The following is a 14,812-nucleotide window of genomic DNA, read 5'->3' as shown; positions in this document are numbered from 1 at the left end:
TCAGATCCGGTTGTGCATATAGAGATGACCCTGGCGCGCCAGTTGGCTGATAACACCCAAGGCTTTGACCAGCTGCTCCCGTGACAGGGCGGCTGAGATGTTGATACGCACCGCTTGCGGCGAGAGTTCCGGGCGCAAGGTGAACGCCCCACCGGCTAGCAACACCACGCCGCGGTCTTGACACAGGCGAGCGAAGCGCGAGCCGGTCCACGGTTCTGGCAGCACCAGCCAGGCATGAGTGCCGGTGGTGCTGTGCTGGAATTCCAGGCCTTCAAGATGAGTGGCCAACAGTGCTTGGCGGATCCGCAATTCTTCGCGCTGTTCCGACACCAGATGCTGGGCATGACCGTCCTCGATCAGCCGGGTGGCGATCAGTGCCGTCAGTGGCGAGGTGCTCCAGCAGTCGATGCGCTGCATGGCGGCGATGTCTTGCACCAACGGTTGGGGCGCCATGACAAAGCCCATGCGCAATCCCGGTGCGATGCATTTGGAGAGGGCTGAAATATAGATCGTGCGTTCCGGCATCAGCGATGCGAAGGCTGGGGGCGATTGATCCAGCAGCGGTCGATACACATCGTCCTCGATCACCAACAGGTTGGTTTCGCGAATCACCGCCGCTAGTTCTTCGCGACGCTCGGCATCAAGGGTAATGGCGGTCGGGTTATGGATCGACGGCACCAGGAATAGCAGCCGTGGCTGATGTTCAGTACAGGCCAGGCGCAACGCGTCGGGTGACATGCCGCGCGAGTCGGCGTCGACCCCGACCAGTATCAGACCCAGCGAGCGGCACAAGGCGTTGATGCCCTGATAGGTCACGCTGTCGGCCAGCACGGTGTCACCGCTGTTGGTCAGGCTGCGCAAGGTATTGGCAATGCCATGCTGGGCGCCTTCGACGATCAGCATCTGCGAGGCTTCGGCGTGTACGCCGGTATGGCGCAACCACTGCGCTGCGGCTTCACGAGCCCAAAGTGGACCTTCGGACGGGTGATAGTCCTTCATGTCACCGAAGCGCGGGTCGCTGGAAAGCCGTGGCAGCAACTGCGCCAACACCCGATTGAAACCATCGGTGGCCGGGCGGTTGACACTCAGGTCGACGGTGCCCGGGTCATTGCTCGGTGCCGACTGAAACTGTGCTGCCGGATGCCGTGGTTGTGCGACTTGCGTGCCTCGTCCCGGACGGCTTTCGACCAGTCCTTTCTGCTGCAACACAGCCATGGCCTTGGTCACCGTGGTGATGTTCACCCCCAGTGCGCTGGCGAACTCGCGATGGGGCGGCAGACGCTCGCCCGGCTTGAGCTTGCCATTGCCGATCGCCTCAGCCAGTGAATCGGCCAATTGGGCGTAAAGGGTTTCTGCTTTGTCGCGCTGCAAGCTCGCGTTGGCTTTGAGCTCGTCCAGCAGTTGTTCGAATTGACTCATGGCGCTTTATCCCTGCTTGTCATGCTTGTAGCAAGACAATAAGCAAATTTGTATTGCTTTTTATCCGATACAAAGCCCATTGACAAGCTAAAAAACCGTGATTAGTGTGTGAGTTGTAATGCTTGTCATGCAACACAATAAGAAAATGGCTGCCATGCTCAGCCCAACAGGTACGCACATGACTATCGAAACGTTCCAGCCGGGTCCGTCCCGGCACCACCGACCATTCTGCCGGCCAGCGGGCGCCACAGAGTATCCGGTGTGTTGTCCCCCTCGCGCAAAGTCTTCGATGAAATTATCCGGTCCAGCGACCCCAGGCGGCGAAGCGGAGGTCATCCAATGAGCAACACTCACCAATCCATAAAAAAAGCCGGCGAGCAGCGTCTCAGCGGAGCCTTGCGGCAGCGCCATATCACGATGATTTCGCTGGGCGGGATCATCGGCGCAGGCCTGTTTGTCGGCAGTAGCGCAACGATTCAGGCCATTGGCCCGGCGGCATTTCTCAGTTATCTCGCGGCCGGCATCGTGGTGATGCTGGTCATGCGCATGCTCGGCGAAATGGCCGTGGCCTTGCCCGGTGTCGGCTCCTTTACCGAGTACGCCCGAATCGGCCTGGGCAATTGGGTCGGGTTCACCAGCGGCTGGTTGTACTGGTACTTCTGGGTGATTGTGGTGGCAGTCGAAGCCGTGGTGGGGGCTAACATCCTCCAGCAATGGATACCGCTGCCGGCGTGGATGATTGGTTTGAGCCTGCTGGCACTCATGACTGCCATCAATTGCCTGTCGGTGAAGTCCTATGGCGAATTTGAGTACTGGTTCGCTTCATTAAAAGTCTTCGCGATCATCGTCTTCATCTTCGTGGTCGGCGCCTACCTCTTCGGATTCGCGCCGAGCACCAGCGCACAACTGGGCAATCTGGTGAGTGATCGCGGCTTCATGCCTTACGGCGTGAGTGCGATTCTGGCCGGTGTGCCAACGGTGATTTTTGCCGTCGGTGGCGCCGAGATCGCAACCATCGCCGCTGCTGAGTCCGATGATCCATCGAAGAGCGTGGCGAACATGACCCGTTCGGTGATCTTCCGCGTCATCACCTTTTATGTGGGCTCGATCTTCCTCATCGTCTGCGTGGTGCCTTGGGGTCAGATCGTTGCCGGCCATTCACCGTTCGTGGCAGCGCTGGAAGTCATGCGCATTCCCGGTGCTGCAATGATCATGCAGGCAGTGGTGTTGGTGGCCGTGCTCTCGGCGCTGAACTCCGGGTTGTACGTGTCGTCGCGGATTCTGTTCGGCCTGAGCCAGCGTGGCGATGCACCGGCGAAACTGTCGATCCTGACCGGCCGCAAAGTGCCAAGGGCTGCAGTGCTGCTGAGCAGCGTGATCGGCTACATCGCAATCATGGCGGCGATCATTTCTCCGGAGGGCGTGTTCCTGTTTCTGGTCAACGCGTCCGGTGCGGTGATGCTGTTTGTATACCTCGCGGTAGCGCTGGCGCAGATCAAGGTTCGCCGGCAGGTCGAAGCCACGGCGCCGGCGCGGCTGACCCTCAAGATGTGGCTGTTTCCGTGGTTGTCCTATGCTGTGGTGGCAGTGATTGCGGGTGTTTTGGTCGCCATGGCGTTCCAGGAATCCTTGCGTACCCAGTTCATGGCCAGCCTCGTCAGCCTCGGCGTGGTATCCGCCGCTTATCTGATGCTCAAGCGCCGACGCCAGCAGGCCAGCAAGCCACACGTTAGCGCCATCGACATCCTGGCGGGCTTGCCCACAAGGTCCTGATACGCAGGGAAGTCCTGCCAGGGAGGGCAGTTGAGTTGTATGGCTTGTAACGGTCCAAAACAATTATTTGCCAATAGGTGATCTATGTCCGACTTCAAGTTTGATACCCAAGGTTTCTCCCGGCGCGGGTTGCTCAAAGCCGCTGGCTACGGCTCATTGGCGGCATTGGTGGGAAGCGCGATGGGGCCGATGTCCTTCGCATTCGCTGCGGGGCAACCGATCAAGACCGTTCGCCCCGGCTATCTGACCGCGGCCTGTCTGGGCGACATGCCTCTGGGGGCATTGCGCGAAGGCACACCCGTCGGCACCGATCTGGAATTGCTCAAGCTCATCGCTGACCGCCTCGAGCTCAAACTCGATGTACTGACCATGGGCTTCCCGGCGGTCGTCGAAGCGGTGAGGTCGGGACGTGCCGACTGGTTCGGCGGCAACTTTGCCTGGAACCCAATGCGCTCGAAGATCCTGCTGTTGACCGACCCGGTGTTCTACACCGGTGCCTACGTGATCATGCGCGACAGCGAGCCGTTCGAAACCTCAATCACTGTGAACGACGTGAGGGGTCGCACCATCGGTGCCATTACCGGCTATTTCACTATCCCGGACATGAAGAAAATCGAGGGCGTGAAGGAGGTCAAACTCTACGACAACACCGACTCCTGCTTGCGTGACGTGCGGGCCGGACGGCTGGATTTTGCCGTGCTGGATGCCCCGACCATCGACTACATGATCCTTCAGGACCCGAGCCTCAAGCTCAAACAGATCCCTATGTCCTACGATGAAAAATTCCCCAGCCTGACCGCCAAGTTCGAGGCGATCTGGGGCGTTCATCCGCAGAACCAGGACTTGTTCGATGGCGTGAACCAGGGCCTGCGCTGGCTCAAGAGTACCGATCAGATCAAACCGATCCTCGCCAAGTACGGGATCAAGAACCCCGACTACCTCGTGCCTCCAGCCAAGGACCCGCGTATCGGCGTGGATCGGGACGAGAAGGGCAACCTCATCGGGCCGTTCCAGCACCCACCGCGAGATTTCAGTCAGGCCTTCGCCTGAGTCGACGTCGCGATCACAGTTTGCGTCATCCACTTACGGACATTGCTCATGGCTGAATCAACTCCACTGGTGCGGATCGAAGGGCTCTACAAGTCCTTCGGTAGCCTGGACGTTCTCAAAGGCATCGACCTCAACGTACAGCAGGGCCAGAAGATCTCGCTCATCGGACCCAGCGGGTCGGGCAAGACCACCTTGCTGCGCTGCGTCAACTACCTTGAAGAGCCGACCAAAGGTGACATTTACATCGATAACGAACTGATCGGCCAACGTCTGGTGGGCACACGAAAAGTGCCCATGAGCGATAAGGAGCTGGCGCGGATGCGCACTGAGATCGGCATGGTGTTCCAGCGTTTCAATCTGTTTCCGCACCTCTCGGTACTGGAAAACATCATCCTCGGCCCGCTCAAGGTGCAACAGCGCAACCGCGCGGAAGCGGTGGAACTGGCCGAGGACCTGCTGAACAAGGTCGGCATGTTCGCCAAGCGTGACGTGTACCCGGAACAGCTCTCTGGTGGGCAACAGCAGCGCATCGCCATCGCCCGAGCGCTGGCGATGCGACCCAAGCTGATGCTGTTCGACGAGGCCACTTCGGCGCTGGACCCGGAACTGGTGGGCGAAGTGCTGACCGTCATGCGCAAGTTGGCGGAGGAGGGCATGACGATGATTATCGTGACCCACGAAATGCACTTCGCCGAAAGCGTCTCCGATCAGGTGATCTTTATGGCCGACGGTAACATTGTCGAGCAGGGCCCGCCCCGGCAGATTTTCCGTGAGAGCCAGATCGAACGTACCCGCTCCTTCATCCGCGCTGTGCAGGAGCACTGATCGATGTTCGATTCGACTGCACTGAACAAAGCCATCGAGATGCTGCCGTACTTTTTGAATGTGTTGGGGATCGGTGCGCTGACGACGCTTGGCCTGACGGCGGCGGCGTTCATTGTGGCGGCGCTGCTGGGGTTTGCTCTGGCGCTGATGCGGCTGTCGCGCAGCCGTGTCATGCGCTTTATTGCCAGCGTTTATCTTGAGGTGTTTCGCAACGTACCGATTCTGACCCAGCTGTTCATCCTGTACTTCGGGCTCACCTACATCGGTATCACACTGCCGGCCATCGGCGCGGCGATCATCGGTTTTGGCCTGAACGGCGCGGCGATTCTGTCGGAAGTGTTCCGTTCGAGCATTCAGACGATTGATCGAGGGCAGGGTGAAGCGGCGTTTTCGATCGGTATGACCCGGTCGATGGCGATGCGCATCATTGTGCTGCCGCAGGCGTTCAAGGTCGCCATTCCTGGGATGGCGAATTTCGTCATCGGATTGCTCAAGGACACTTCCCTGGCGTCAGCGGCTGCTGTCCCGGAGCTGACATTCAAGGCCAAGATGCTGGTGAGCGAAACCTACCAGACCAACCTGATCTACTTCCTGCTGGCCATCATTTACCTGGTGCTGAGCCTGATAATTTCCCACTGGGCGGCTCGAACCGAACGTCGCCTCAAAGTTGTCAAGGAGAATTGATATGGGCTATGGCGAGCTGTGGGAAGCAACCCATGTCGAGTTACTGGCGGCGGCCTGGGCCACGCTACAGTTGGCGTTCGGCGCGCTGGTCATCGGTTTGATTGTCGGTTTGCTGGTGGCATTGGCGAGGATTTCGGGCGCTCCGGCATTGCGCCGCGCCGCGCTGATCTACATCGAATCTTTTCGTGGTACGCCGGCGCTGGTACAGCTGTTCATCGTGTATTTCAGCTTGACCTCGGTGGGCATCCAATTCAGCTCCTTCCAGGCGGCGATGATCGGGCTGGGGCTCAATGCCGCGGCCTACTTGTCGGAGATCTACCGCTCGGGGCTCGAGGCGGTGCCCAAGGGGCAGGTCGAAGCGGCGAAAGCGATTGGAATGGCGCGGCACAATGTTTTGCGTTGGGTCGTGTTGCCCCAGGCCATTCGCATCGTTCTGGCTCCGATTGGCAACGTTGCAATCTCTTTGCTCAAGGACACTTCCGTCGCCTCGTTGATCGCAGCCCCGGACTTGATGCTGCGGGCTCAGGATTTGAGCTCCGTATACTTCATGCCGCTGGAGATCTACATTCTGGTGGGCTGCATTTACTTTGCAATGTGCTATCCGCTCTCACTCGCCGTGCGTTTGCTGGAGCGCAGGACGAGGCACTGAGTTGAAATGAGGGCGAGCATGGGCTCGCCTCTCTTACGGCGGCCTTAGTCCGACATCAGGTGTTCGAGTGTGCACTTTTGGGGCGTTGCTTCAACACGGTGAATACCAATGTCTACTGTCGACTGATTGTGTTGAAAAAGTCGAGATTCGAGAAAGCGTGAAGCGGGCTTGAATACCAGTGGAGTTCCTGTTTGCCACACTTGATGGCTTTCAACCTTCGTTGATCGTTGCAGCCTGATTGTTAGGCTGATTTGAACTTCTGGTCTGGATCAGGCGCAGCAATACTCCTGTACCTCTTTTCCATCGTAAATCGTTGCTCGAGAAGCTGTCGTTGCCGTGCTCTACGTGCTGGTCATTACGTAGGAACAACTGTCTTGATTGACTCATTGTGCTTCTCATCGCGCACCATTTTGTTACCGAATGCCTCGGTGTGGTGCGAAACCACGTTGAAGTAACAGTTTCCATCTCCTTCAAAAAAATCTCGGAAAAATCGGCGCGCTCATAAGCCTTGCTGCGTGGGCATTTGAGCCTGCCCAAACACTTTTCAGATATTCATTCAACAAGTTGGCCGCTTGATTGCATAGGATTGTATGTACAAGTAAACACGTATGTTTAGTGGTGTAGGTGACTTGACCTGGTGCCCAATGATTTGCTTATCGCGCACCTTTGCACACCCACTGGCCGGGTCGGTTGGGATTGATTGCAGGTCTGGGATCGCTATCGACTATGCCAACAATCAGGGCCTGAACCTGCCAATAGAGCAGGACGTGTTCATCAGTACAAAAGATGAGTGGAAAGGCCGTGTTACTGCGGCCCAGACGTTGACTGGACGAAGACAGGGCTGGATGCCTCTTGACTGCCGTAATCCATTTCATGATTGGGAGCGTCACACAATGAAAATGAATAAGACCCTGCTGACCACGTTGCTTTCCATGGGCCTGCTGGCCGGTGCTGGCGCCTCGCAAGCAGCGGGTTGGTGCGAGTCGGGTAAGCCGGTGAAATTCGCCGGTCTGAACTGGGAAAGCGCCATGCTGCTGACGGACGTGCTGCAAGTCGTGCTGGAAAAAGGCTACGACTGCAAGACTGACAGTCTGCCAGGCAACTCCATCACCATGGAAAACGCCCTGGGCAGCAACGACATTCAGGTATTCGCCGAGGAGTGGGTTGGCCGCAGCGAAGTCTGGAACAAGGCCGAGAAAGCCGGCAAGGTCGTTGGTGTCGGCGCACCAGTGGTCGGTGCGATCGAAGGCTGGTACGTGCCGCGCTATGTGGTTGAAGGCGACGCCAAGCGCAAAATCGAAGCCAAGGCGCCAGGTCTGAAAAACATCGCCGACCTGGGAAAATACTCTGCCGTGTTCAAGGACCAGGAAGAGCCAGGCAAGGGCCGTTTCTACAACTGCCCGGCCGGCTGGACCTGTGAGCTGGACAACAGCGAAATGCTCAAAAGCTACGGCCTGGAAAACAGCTACACCAACTTCCGCCCAGGCACCGGTCCAGCGCTGGATGCTGCCGTGCTGTCAAGCTACAAGCGCGGCGAGCCGTTCCTGTTCTACTACTGGTCGCCAACGCCGCTGATGGGTCAGGTTGACCTGGTCAAGCTGGAAGAAAAACCAGGCGTAGACAAGACCGTGAGCATCAAAGTCGGTCTGTCGAAAACTTTCCACGACGAAGCCCCGGAACTGGTGGCCGTACTGGAAAAGGTCAACCTGCCAATTGACCTGCTCAATCAGAATCTGGGCCGCATGACCAAGGAACGTATCGAGTCGCCAAAACTGGCGAAAATCTTCCTCAAAGAACACCCTGAAGTCTGGCAGGCGTGGGTCAGCGCCGACGCTGCCAAAAAGATCAACGCGGCACTGTAGGTCGACACCTCCCGGCTCACCGAGGGGTTGGCCGGGACGCTCACCACATCCACTTGATTGAGAGTCTCTTATGTTTCCCGAAAGTTTCACCTTTTCTATCGCCGACTGGGTCAACGGTTGGGTCGACTCGCTGGTCACCAACTACGGTGATGTGTTCCGGCACATTTCCGACACGCTGCTCTGGGCCATCGTCAACCTCGAAGGTCTGCTGCGTGCAGCGCCGTGGTGGTTGATGCTGGCGATCGTCGCGGGCGTTGCCTGGCACGCGACCCGCAAAGTGGTGACGACGGCTGTGATCGTTGGTTTGCTGTTCCTGGTGGGTGCTGTCGGCCTCTGGGACAAGCTCATGCAAACGTTGGCACTGATGCTGGTGGCGACGATTATTTCGGTGCTGATCGGCATTCCGCTGGGCATTCTGTCGGCGCGCAGCAATCGTCTGCGTTCGGTGCTGATGCCGCTGCTCGACATCATGCAAACCATGCCCAGCTTCGTGTACCTGATTCCGGTGTTGATGCTGTTCGGTCTGGGCAAGGTCCCGGCGATTTTCGCCACGGTGATCTATGCCGCACCGCCACTGATTCGCCTGACCGATCTGGGCATTCGCCAGGTCGATGGCGAAGTCATGGAAGCCATCAATGCCTTCGGTGCCAACCGCTGGCAGCAACTGTTCGGTGTGCAACTGCCGTTGGCGCTGCCGAGCATCATGGCCGGGATCAACCAGACCACCATGATGGCCCTGTCGATGGTGGTGATCGCTTCGATGATCGGTGCCCGTGGTCTGGGTGAAGATGTATTGGTGGGTATTCAGACCCTCAATGTCGGGCGTGGCCTTGAAGCCGGTCTGGCGATCGTGATTCTCGCAGTGGTGATCGACCGCATTACTCAAGCCTACGGTCGGCCACGGCATGAGGTGAGCCAATGAGCAACGCAGCCAAGATCGAAGTCAAAAACGTCTTCAAGATTTTCGGTAACCGTTCGGCCGACGCGCTGAATATGATCCGACAGAACAAGAGCAAGGATCAGGTGCTGGCCGAGACCGGTTGCGTAGTCGGGGTGAACGACCTGTCGCTGAGCATCGGCAAGGGTGAGATCTTCGTGATCATGGGCCTGTCCGGCTCCGGCAAGTCGACCCTGGTGCGCCACTTCAACCGCCTGATCGATCCGACCAGCGGCGCGATCCTGGTGGACGGCGTGGACATCCTGCAATACGACATGCAAGCCCTGCGCGAATTTCGTCGGCACAAGATCAGCATGGTGTTCCAGAGTTTCGGCCTGTTGCCGCACAAGAGCGTGTTGGACAACGTCGGCTACGGTTTGAAAGTCCGCGGTGAAACCAGGCAAGTGTGCGCTGAACGTGCGCTGCACTGGATCAACACCGTGGGCCTCAAAGGCTACGAAAACAAATACCCGCATCAGCTGTCCGGTGGCATGCGTCAGCGCGTGGGCCTGGCCCGCGCCCTGGCAGCGGACACCGACATCATCCTGATGGACGAAGCCTTCAGTGCCCTCGACCCGCTGATCCGCGCCGAGATGCAGGACCAGTTGCTCGAACTGCAAAAGACCTTGCACAAGACCATCGTGTTCATCACCCACGACCTCGACGAGGCCGTGCGCATCGGCAACCGCATTGCGATCCTCAAGGATGGCCGCCTGATCCAGGTCGGCACGCCGAAAGAAATCCTGCATTCGCCGGCCGATGACTACGTTGATCGTTTCGTTCAGCGGCGTGCGGCGGTGGTTTGAAGGTTTTGTGGTGACTGGGCTGGCCTCATCGCGAGCAAGCTCGCTCCCACAGGGTACGCGTTTCAATGTGGGAGCGAGCTTGCTCGCGATAGCGTCGGAACAGCTGCACATAAATTCAGGTTTGTACGGTGAGGTTGAAGATGTCCCAGGCTGAAAAAATCGTTATCGCCGATGCCCCGTTGCGTTGGCAGGATGTGGTTGCTGTCGCGCGTGGTGGCTCGCTGCTGGAGTTGTCGGCTGCTGCCTGGGCGCGGATCGAAAACGCGCAGGCCATCGTCCAGCGCATTGTCGTCAGCGGTGAGCGCGCCTATGGCGTCAACACAGGTTTAGGTGCGCTGTGCAACGTCTCCTTGCAAGGTGAGCAACTGAGCCAGTTGTCGCGCAACACCTTGCTCAGCCACGCCTGTGGCGTCGGTGCGCCACTGGTCGATGAACAGACCCGGGCGATCATGTGCGCGGCCATTATCAACTACAGCCATGGCAAATCCGGCGTGCATCGGCAAGTGGTCGAAGCGCTGCTGGCGTTGCTCAACCGCGGTATCACCCCGCAAGTGCCGTCCCAGGGTTCAGTGGGCTACCTGACCCACATGGCCCACATCGGCATCGCCCTGCTGGGAGTCGGTCAGGTCAGCTATCGCGGGCAGATCGTTTCCGCGCAGCAGGCCCTCGCCGAAGAAGGTCTGAAACCTGTGCAGCTCGGTGCCAAAGATGGTCTGTGCCTGGTCAACGGCACACCGTGCATGACCGGCCTGAGCTGCCTGGCGATTGCCGACGCCACGCGACTGGTGCAGTGGGCCGACGTGATCGGTGCGATGAGCTTCGAGGCCCTGCGTGGGCAGATCGCCGCTTTCGACGCCGAAATCATTGCGCTCAAGCCGCACCCGGGTATGCAGAAAGTCGGTATCAATCTGCGCAGCTTGTTGGACGGCAGTGAAGTGATTGCCAGCAGCAAGGGTATTCGCACCCAGGACGCGCTGAGCATCCGTTCGATTCCGCAGGTTCACGGCGCGGCGCGGGATCAGTTGGACCATGCCATCCGTCAGGTCGAAACCGAACTCAATTCCATCACCGATAACCCGATGCTGCTGGGCACTCCGGACAACTTCCGGGTGATGTCCCAAGCCAACCCGCATGGCCAGTCGGTGGCTTTGGCTGCTGACCTGCTGGCGATTGCCATGGCGGAAATCGGTTCGATTGCCGAGCGTCGCCTCGACCGCTTGATCAATCCGCACGTCAGTGGCTTGCCGGCGTTTTTGGTAGCCAACCCCGGCGTGAACTCCGGGATGATGATCGTCCAGTACGTCGCCGCGTCGTTGTGCGCGGAAAACCGCCAGTTGGCGCAACCGGCGGTGCTCGACAACTACGTCACCTCGGGCCTTCAGGAAGATCACCTGAGCATGGGCACCAACGCTGCGCTGAAACTGCACCGGGCGCTGGAAAACTGCATGCAGATCCTCGCTATCGAGTATCTGCTGGCGGCTCAGGCCTTCGAATTTCTCAGGGAGCAGCGCTTCGGTTCCGGCACCGACACGGCGTGGAAGCTGCTGCGCGAACGCGTCCCGGCCTATGACCAGGACCGTTGGCTGGCGCCGGATATTGCCAACGCCGCGTCGATACTCAAAGACCCGACATTGCTGCAAAGCGCTTTACCGAACCTGAACTGAAACCGACTCCCACAATAACCCGCGCCATGGCGCCATCCCTTGTTTGAGAAGGCGGGATGGCGCATCGCATTGTCTTGCGTTGGGGCGTGCTGCCCCAGGCCATTCGTATCGTGCTGGCGCCGCTCGGTAACGTTGCGATCTTTCTTTTGAAAGACACGTCAGTGGCTTCGTTGATCGCAGCTCTGGACCCAATGCCGTGCGCTCGAGATTTGAACTCCGTGTGCTTGCTGCCTGTTCAACTTGACGCAAACGGCAGTCGTTCCGCGAACCAGGCCACCGCTTGCAGTTTGAATGCTTCTGCCGGCGGAGTTAAAGGGTAGCGCTGATCAAACGCCAAGACGATGCGTTGAGCGGGCAGCTCTTCGCGTATGGGACGACAGACCAGGGGCTGACCATCGTAGCTATGGTCGCCGAACGGTCTCGTATAGGTCAGCGCCACACCAAACCCGTTTGCAACCAGGCTGCGTTGAAACTCGAAGCTGTGTGTGCGTTGTACTCTAGCGGGTGAGTGTCCATGGAAATTGAACAGGTCCAGCACGTGCTGCCAGCTATGGACTTGATCAGTTACCACCAGATTGCACTCGCTGAGCGCTGCCAGACTGACACTGGTCTCGTTTGCCAGCGGGTGATCCGCCGACAATAGTGCCTGGGCGGTCAGCTGGCACAGCTCTACGCATTCCATGTTTACCGGCAATCCCAGATCGTACGTCAGCGCCAGCTCCAGGGTGCCTTCAGCGAGGCGCTTACCCAGGTATTCGAACCCCCCTTCGCGCATATCGACAGTGACCTGAGGATAGTCTTGCTGGAGACGTCTCAGGATCTGCGGCAGGCAATATGGAGCAAGGTCTTCGTAGCAACCCAGTACCAGTTCCCCGGCGAACTCGCTGCTATTGCTCCCGATATCGGAAAAGGTCCGCGCCTCGGCCAACACTCGTTTGGCTTGGGCCATAACCGTGCGGCCGAAGGGGGTCAGGGACACGCCGAGCCCTCTCTGACGAACAAACAATGGTTGGCCGAAAAGGATTTCCAGTTCGGTAATCGCTGTGGAGATCGATGGCTGGGAAACGTGCAACTCCTCGGCAGCCAGCGTGAGGTTGCTGTGCTTGGCCGCAGCGAGTGCGTATCGGAGTTGTCGCAGGCTGAACTTCATAGGTTTTTCTTGGGTGATAAATCAATACATATTATTTTATCATTGTTGAGTGTCATGGAATATTGGTCCTGCGCCCACCTTTATTTCTTGCTTGAGGGAGTTTCAGGTCATGACACACAGCCCATACACCATCGACGAAAAAGACATCGAAGCTTTTCAGCGCGATGGAGCGGTCTGCCTGCGCGGTATTTTTAGTGATTGGATCGAGACTATTGCCGCCGGGATTGAACGCAACCTGGTCGAGCCAGGCGTTTACGCCAGCAGATACGTCGAGAGTGATGACAAACCGGGCGGTTTTTTCGATGACTATTGCAACTGGCAGCGGATTCCAGAGTTTCGTGCAATGGTGGAGCAGTCACCTGCCGCCTCCATCGCTGCGGCCGTCATGCGTTCGCGTTCGGCGCAGTTCTTCCATGACCATGTGCTGGTTAAGGAACCGGGTGCGCAGAAAGCCACGCCCTGGCACCAAGACATTCCCTACTACTTTGTCGAAGGCAACCAGAACGTCAGTTTTTGGATACCCGTGGATCCGGTACGCGAGTCGACGCTGCGGCTGCTTGCTGGCTCACATCGTTGGGATAAAGGGATAAAACCCGTCCACTGGGCTGATCAGAGCGATTTTTACAAGGACGCTGACGGGTACCGCGATGCTCCCGATCCGGATACGGAAGAGGGCATGCAAGTTCTTGAGTGGGAGATGCAACCTGGCGATGCGGTGCTGTTCGATTTTCGGACGGTACATGGCGCCAGGGGCAATGCATCGGCACAGCGGCGACGTGTGTTGTCGCTTCGCTGGCTCGGCGACGACATACGTTACTTCGAGCGTCCAGGGCGGACCTCGCCACCGTATCCAGGGCACGCCATGCAGACCGGCCAACGGCTGCGCGAAGACTGGTTCCCGACGATACATCAGGGAGATTGAGTTCCACGTTGATGGCAGGTGTTCGCCACGACCGTGGCCAGCACCTGCACAGCCATAGTCCTGTTCACTGTGTAGGAGCATCCGATAATGAAATATAAAAAAAGCCTGATGACCTCGTTGCTTTCCCTCGGCCTATTGGTCGGCAGCGCTACGAGCCAAGCCGCCAGTTGGTGCGAGTCGGGTAAACCGGTGAAGTTCGCCGGGCTCAATTGGGAAAGCGGCATGTTGCTTACCGATGTGTTGCAGATAGTGCTCAAGGAAGGCTACGGCTGCGGGATCGACACGTTGCCGGGTAACTCCATCACCATGGAGAACGCCTTGAGCAGCAACGACATTCAAGTGCTGGCTGAAGAATGGGTCGGTCGAAGTGAAGTCTGGAACAAGGCTGCGGCCACCGGGAAGGTTGTGGGTGTCGGCGCTCCGATTATCGGTGCAACCGAAGGCTGGTACGTACCGCGTTATGTGGTCGATGGCGATACTAAACGCAACCTCAAGCCCAAGGCGCCAGACCTGAAAAGAATCGCTGATCTGACCCAGTACGCCGGACTCTTCAAGGATCAGGAGGAGCCGAGCAAGGGGCGTTTTTACAACTGCCCGGCCGGCTGGACCTGCGAACTGGAAAACAGCGAAATGCTGAAAAGTTACGGCCTCGAAGCCAGCTACACCAACTTCCGCCCAGGTACCGGCCCGGCGCTGGATGCCGCAGTACTGTCCAGCTATAAGCGTGGCGAGCCTATTCTCTTCTACTACTGGTCGCCGACGCCGTTGATGGGGCAAGTCGACCTGGTCAAGCTGGAAGAGAAGCCGGGCATCGACAAAAAGATCAGCATCCAAGTGGGCCTGTCTAGCGTCTTCCATGAGCAGGCGCCAGAACTGGTTACGGTGCTGGAGAAGGTCAATCTTCCGATCGACCTGTTAAACCAGAACTTGGCCCGGATGACCAAAGAGCACATTGATTCTCCCAAGCTGGCAAAGATTTTCTTCAAAGAACACCCGGAAATCTGGCACACCTGGGTAAGTGAAGCAGCAGCGAAAAAAATCGACGCGACGCTCTAACGCGATACAGGGGCA

At 58.2% G+C, this 14,812-nt stretch carries 13 protein-coding genes; 11 read left to right on the top strand and 2 right to left on the bottom strand.

From position 1 onward, the window contains the following. Positions 1-1,419 (bottom strand): aminotransferase-like domain-containing protein, encoded by a 1,419-nt coding sequence (locus BK658_RS19355; RefSeq protein ID WP_123583672.1) that lies wholly within the window; start codon positions 1,417-1,419, stop codon positions 1-3. A gap of 339 nt (positions 1,420-1,758) precedes the next feature. Between BK658_RS19355 and BK658_RS19350 the strand changes: the two genes are divergently transcribed. The 9 genes from BK658_RS19350 to hutH all read left to right on the top strand — a co-directional run bounded on the left by BK658_RS19350 (position 1,759) and on the right by hutH (position 11,669). Then, entirely contained in the window at positions 1,759-3,192 is a 1,434-nt protein-coding gene (locus BK658_RS19350; protein ID WP_123583671.1) for an amino acid permease, read from the top strand. A gap of 84 nt (positions 3,193-3,276) precedes the next feature. Continuing rightward, positions 3,277-4,242: an ABC transporter substrate-binding protein gene (locus BK658_RS19345; protein WP_123583670.1), complete on the top strand. Its 966-nt coding sequence runs from the start codon at positions 3,277-3,279 to the stop codon at positions 4,240-4,242. A gap of 48 nt (positions 4,243-4,290) precedes the next feature. Continuing rightward, positions 4,291-5,067: an amino acid ABC transporter ATP-binding protein gene (locus BK658_RS19340; RefSeq protein WP_123583669.1), complete on the top strand. Its 777-nt coding sequence runs from the start codon at positions 4,291-4,293 to the stop codon at positions 5,065-5,067. A gap of 3 nt (positions 5,068-5,070) precedes the next feature. Then, positions 5,071-5,751 (top strand): amino acid ABC transporter permease, encoded by a 681-nt coding sequence (locus BK658_RS19335; protein WP_123583668.1) that lies wholly within the window; start codon positions 5,071-5,073, stop codon positions 5,749-5,751. 1 nt (position 5,752) lies between these two features. Beyond that, complete coding sequence (locus BK658_RS19330; RefSeq protein ID WP_123583667.1) at positions 5,753-6,400, top strand: amino acid ABC transporter permease; 648 nt, start codon at positions 5,753-5,755, stop codon at positions 6,398-6,400. 893 nt (positions 6,401-7,293) lie between these two features. Then, entirely contained in the window at positions 7,294-8,262 is a 969-nt protein-coding gene (locus BK658_RS19325; RefSeq protein WP_123583666.1) for an ABC transporter substrate-binding protein, read from the top strand. Between the two features lie 70 nt (positions 8,263-8,332). Continuing rightward, a complete protein-coding gene (locus BK658_RS19320) occupies positions 8,333-9,184 on the top strand; it encodes an ABC transporter permease (protein WP_123583665.1) in 852 nt (283 codons plus the stop codon). Beyond that, positions 9,181-10,005, top strand: coding sequence for a quaternary amine ABC transporter ATP-binding protein (locus BK658_RS19315; protein ID WP_123583664.1), 825 nt, complete (start codon positions 9,181-9,183; stop codon positions 10,003-10,005). The genes BK658_RS19320 and BK658_RS19315 overlap by 4 nt, the downstream gene beginning before the upstream one ends. 140 nt (positions 10,006-10,145) lie before the next feature. After that, positions 10,146-11,669, top strand: coding sequence for a histidine ammonia-lyase (gene hutH / locus BK658_RS19310; protein WP_123583663.1), 1,524 nt, complete (start codon positions 10,146-10,148; stop codon positions 11,667-11,669). Positions 11,670-11,904: 235 nt separating this feature from the next. Here the strand turns inward: hutH and BK658_RS19300 are convergent, their stop codons facing one another. Continuing rightward, positions 11,905-12,819, bottom strand: a complete 915-nt coding sequence (locus BK658_RS19300) for a LysR family transcriptional regulator (protein WP_123583662.1) — start codon at positions 12,817-12,819, stop codon at positions 11,905-11,907. A 109-nt stretch (positions 12,820-12,928) separates the two neighbouring features. Here BK658_RS19300 and BK658_RS19295 point away from each other — a divergent pair, with 109 nt between their 5' ends. Together BK658_RS19295 and BK658_RS19290 are read left to right on the top strand one after the other, a co-directional pair. Then, positions 12,929-13,741 carry a phytanoyl-CoA dioxygenase family protein gene (locus BK658_RS19295; protein WP_123583661.1) on the top strand — a complete coding sequence of 271 codons (813 nt, stop codon included), beginning with the start codon at positions 12,929-12,931 and terminating at the stop codon, positions 13,739-13,741. A gap of 87 nt (positions 13,742-13,828) precedes the next feature. Beyond that, positions 13,829-14,797, top strand: a complete 969-nt coding sequence (locus tag BK658_RS19290; protein WP_123583660.1) for an ABC transporter substrate-binding protein — start codon at positions 13,829-13,831, stop codon at positions 14,795-14,797. Positions 14,798-14,812: the final 15 nt, after the last annotated feature.

The sequence above is a fragment of the Pseudomonas brassicacearum genome, from assembly GCF_003732175.1.
GTDB classification, from domain to species: domain Bacteria; phylum Pseudomonadota; class Gammaproteobacteria; order Pseudomonadales; family Pseudomonadaceae; genus Aquipseudomonas; species Aquipseudomonas brassicacearum_G.
The sequence above is the reverse complement of the archived record's forward strand: the minus strand, read 5'-3'. Positions and strand labels throughout refer to the sequence as shown.

What these genes read in the sequence shown, in the direction of transcription:
- BK658_RS19355 (WP_123583672.1), bottom strand. Translation starts at nt 1,419, where the DNA reads ATGAGTCAATTCGAACAACTGCTGGACGAGCTCAAAGCCAACGCGAGC.
- BK658_RS19350 (WP_123583671.1), top strand. Translation starts at nt 1,759, where the DNA reads ATGAGCAACACTCACCAATCCATAAAAAAAGCCGGCGAGCAGCGTCTC.
- BK658_RS19345 (WP_123583670.1), top strand. Translation starts at nt 3,277, where the DNA reads ATGTCCGACTTCAAGTTTGATACCCAAGGTTTCTCCCGGCGCGGGTTG.
- BK658_RS19340 (WP_123583669.1), top strand. Translation starts at nt 4,291, where the DNA reads ATGGCTGAATCAACTCCACTGGTGCGGATCGAAGGGCTCTACAAGTCC.
- BK658_RS19335 (WP_123583668.1), top strand. Translation starts at nt 5,071, where the DNA reads ATGTTCGATTCGACTGCACTGAACAAAGCCATCGAGATGCTGCCGTAC.
- BK658_RS19330 (WP_123583667.1), top strand. Translation starts at nt 5,753, where the DNA reads ATGGGCTATGGCGAGCTGTGGGAAGCAACCCATGTCGAGTTACTGGCG.
- BK658_RS19325 (WP_123583666.1), top strand. Translation starts at nt 7,294, where the DNA reads ATGAAAATGAATAAGACCCTGCTGACCACGTTGCTTTCCATGGGCCTG.
- BK658_RS19320 (WP_123583665.1), top strand. Translation starts at nt 8,333, where the DNA reads ATGTTTCCCGAAAGTTTCACCTTTTCTATCGCCGACTGGGTCAACGGT.
- BK658_RS19315 (WP_123583664.1), top strand. Translation starts at nt 9,181, where the DNA reads ATGAGCAACGCAGCCAAGATCGAAGTCAAAAACGTCTTCAAGATTTTC.
- hutH (WP_123583663.1), top strand. Translation starts at nt 10,146, where the DNA reads ATGTCCCAGGCTGAAAAAATCGTTATCGCCGATGCCCCGTTGCGTTGG.
- BK658_RS19300 (WP_123583662.1), bottom strand. Translation starts at nt 12,819, where the DNA reads ATGAAGTTCAGCCTGCGACAACTCCGATACGCACTCGCTGCGGCCAAG.
- BK658_RS19295 (WP_123583661.1), top strand. Translation starts at nt 12,929, where the DNA reads ATGACACACAGCCCATACACCATCGACGAAAAAGACATCGAAGCTTTT.
- BK658_RS19290 (WP_123583660.1), top strand. Translation starts at nt 13,829, where the DNA reads ATGAAATATAAAAAAAGCCTGATGACCTCGTTGCTTTCCCTCGGCCTA.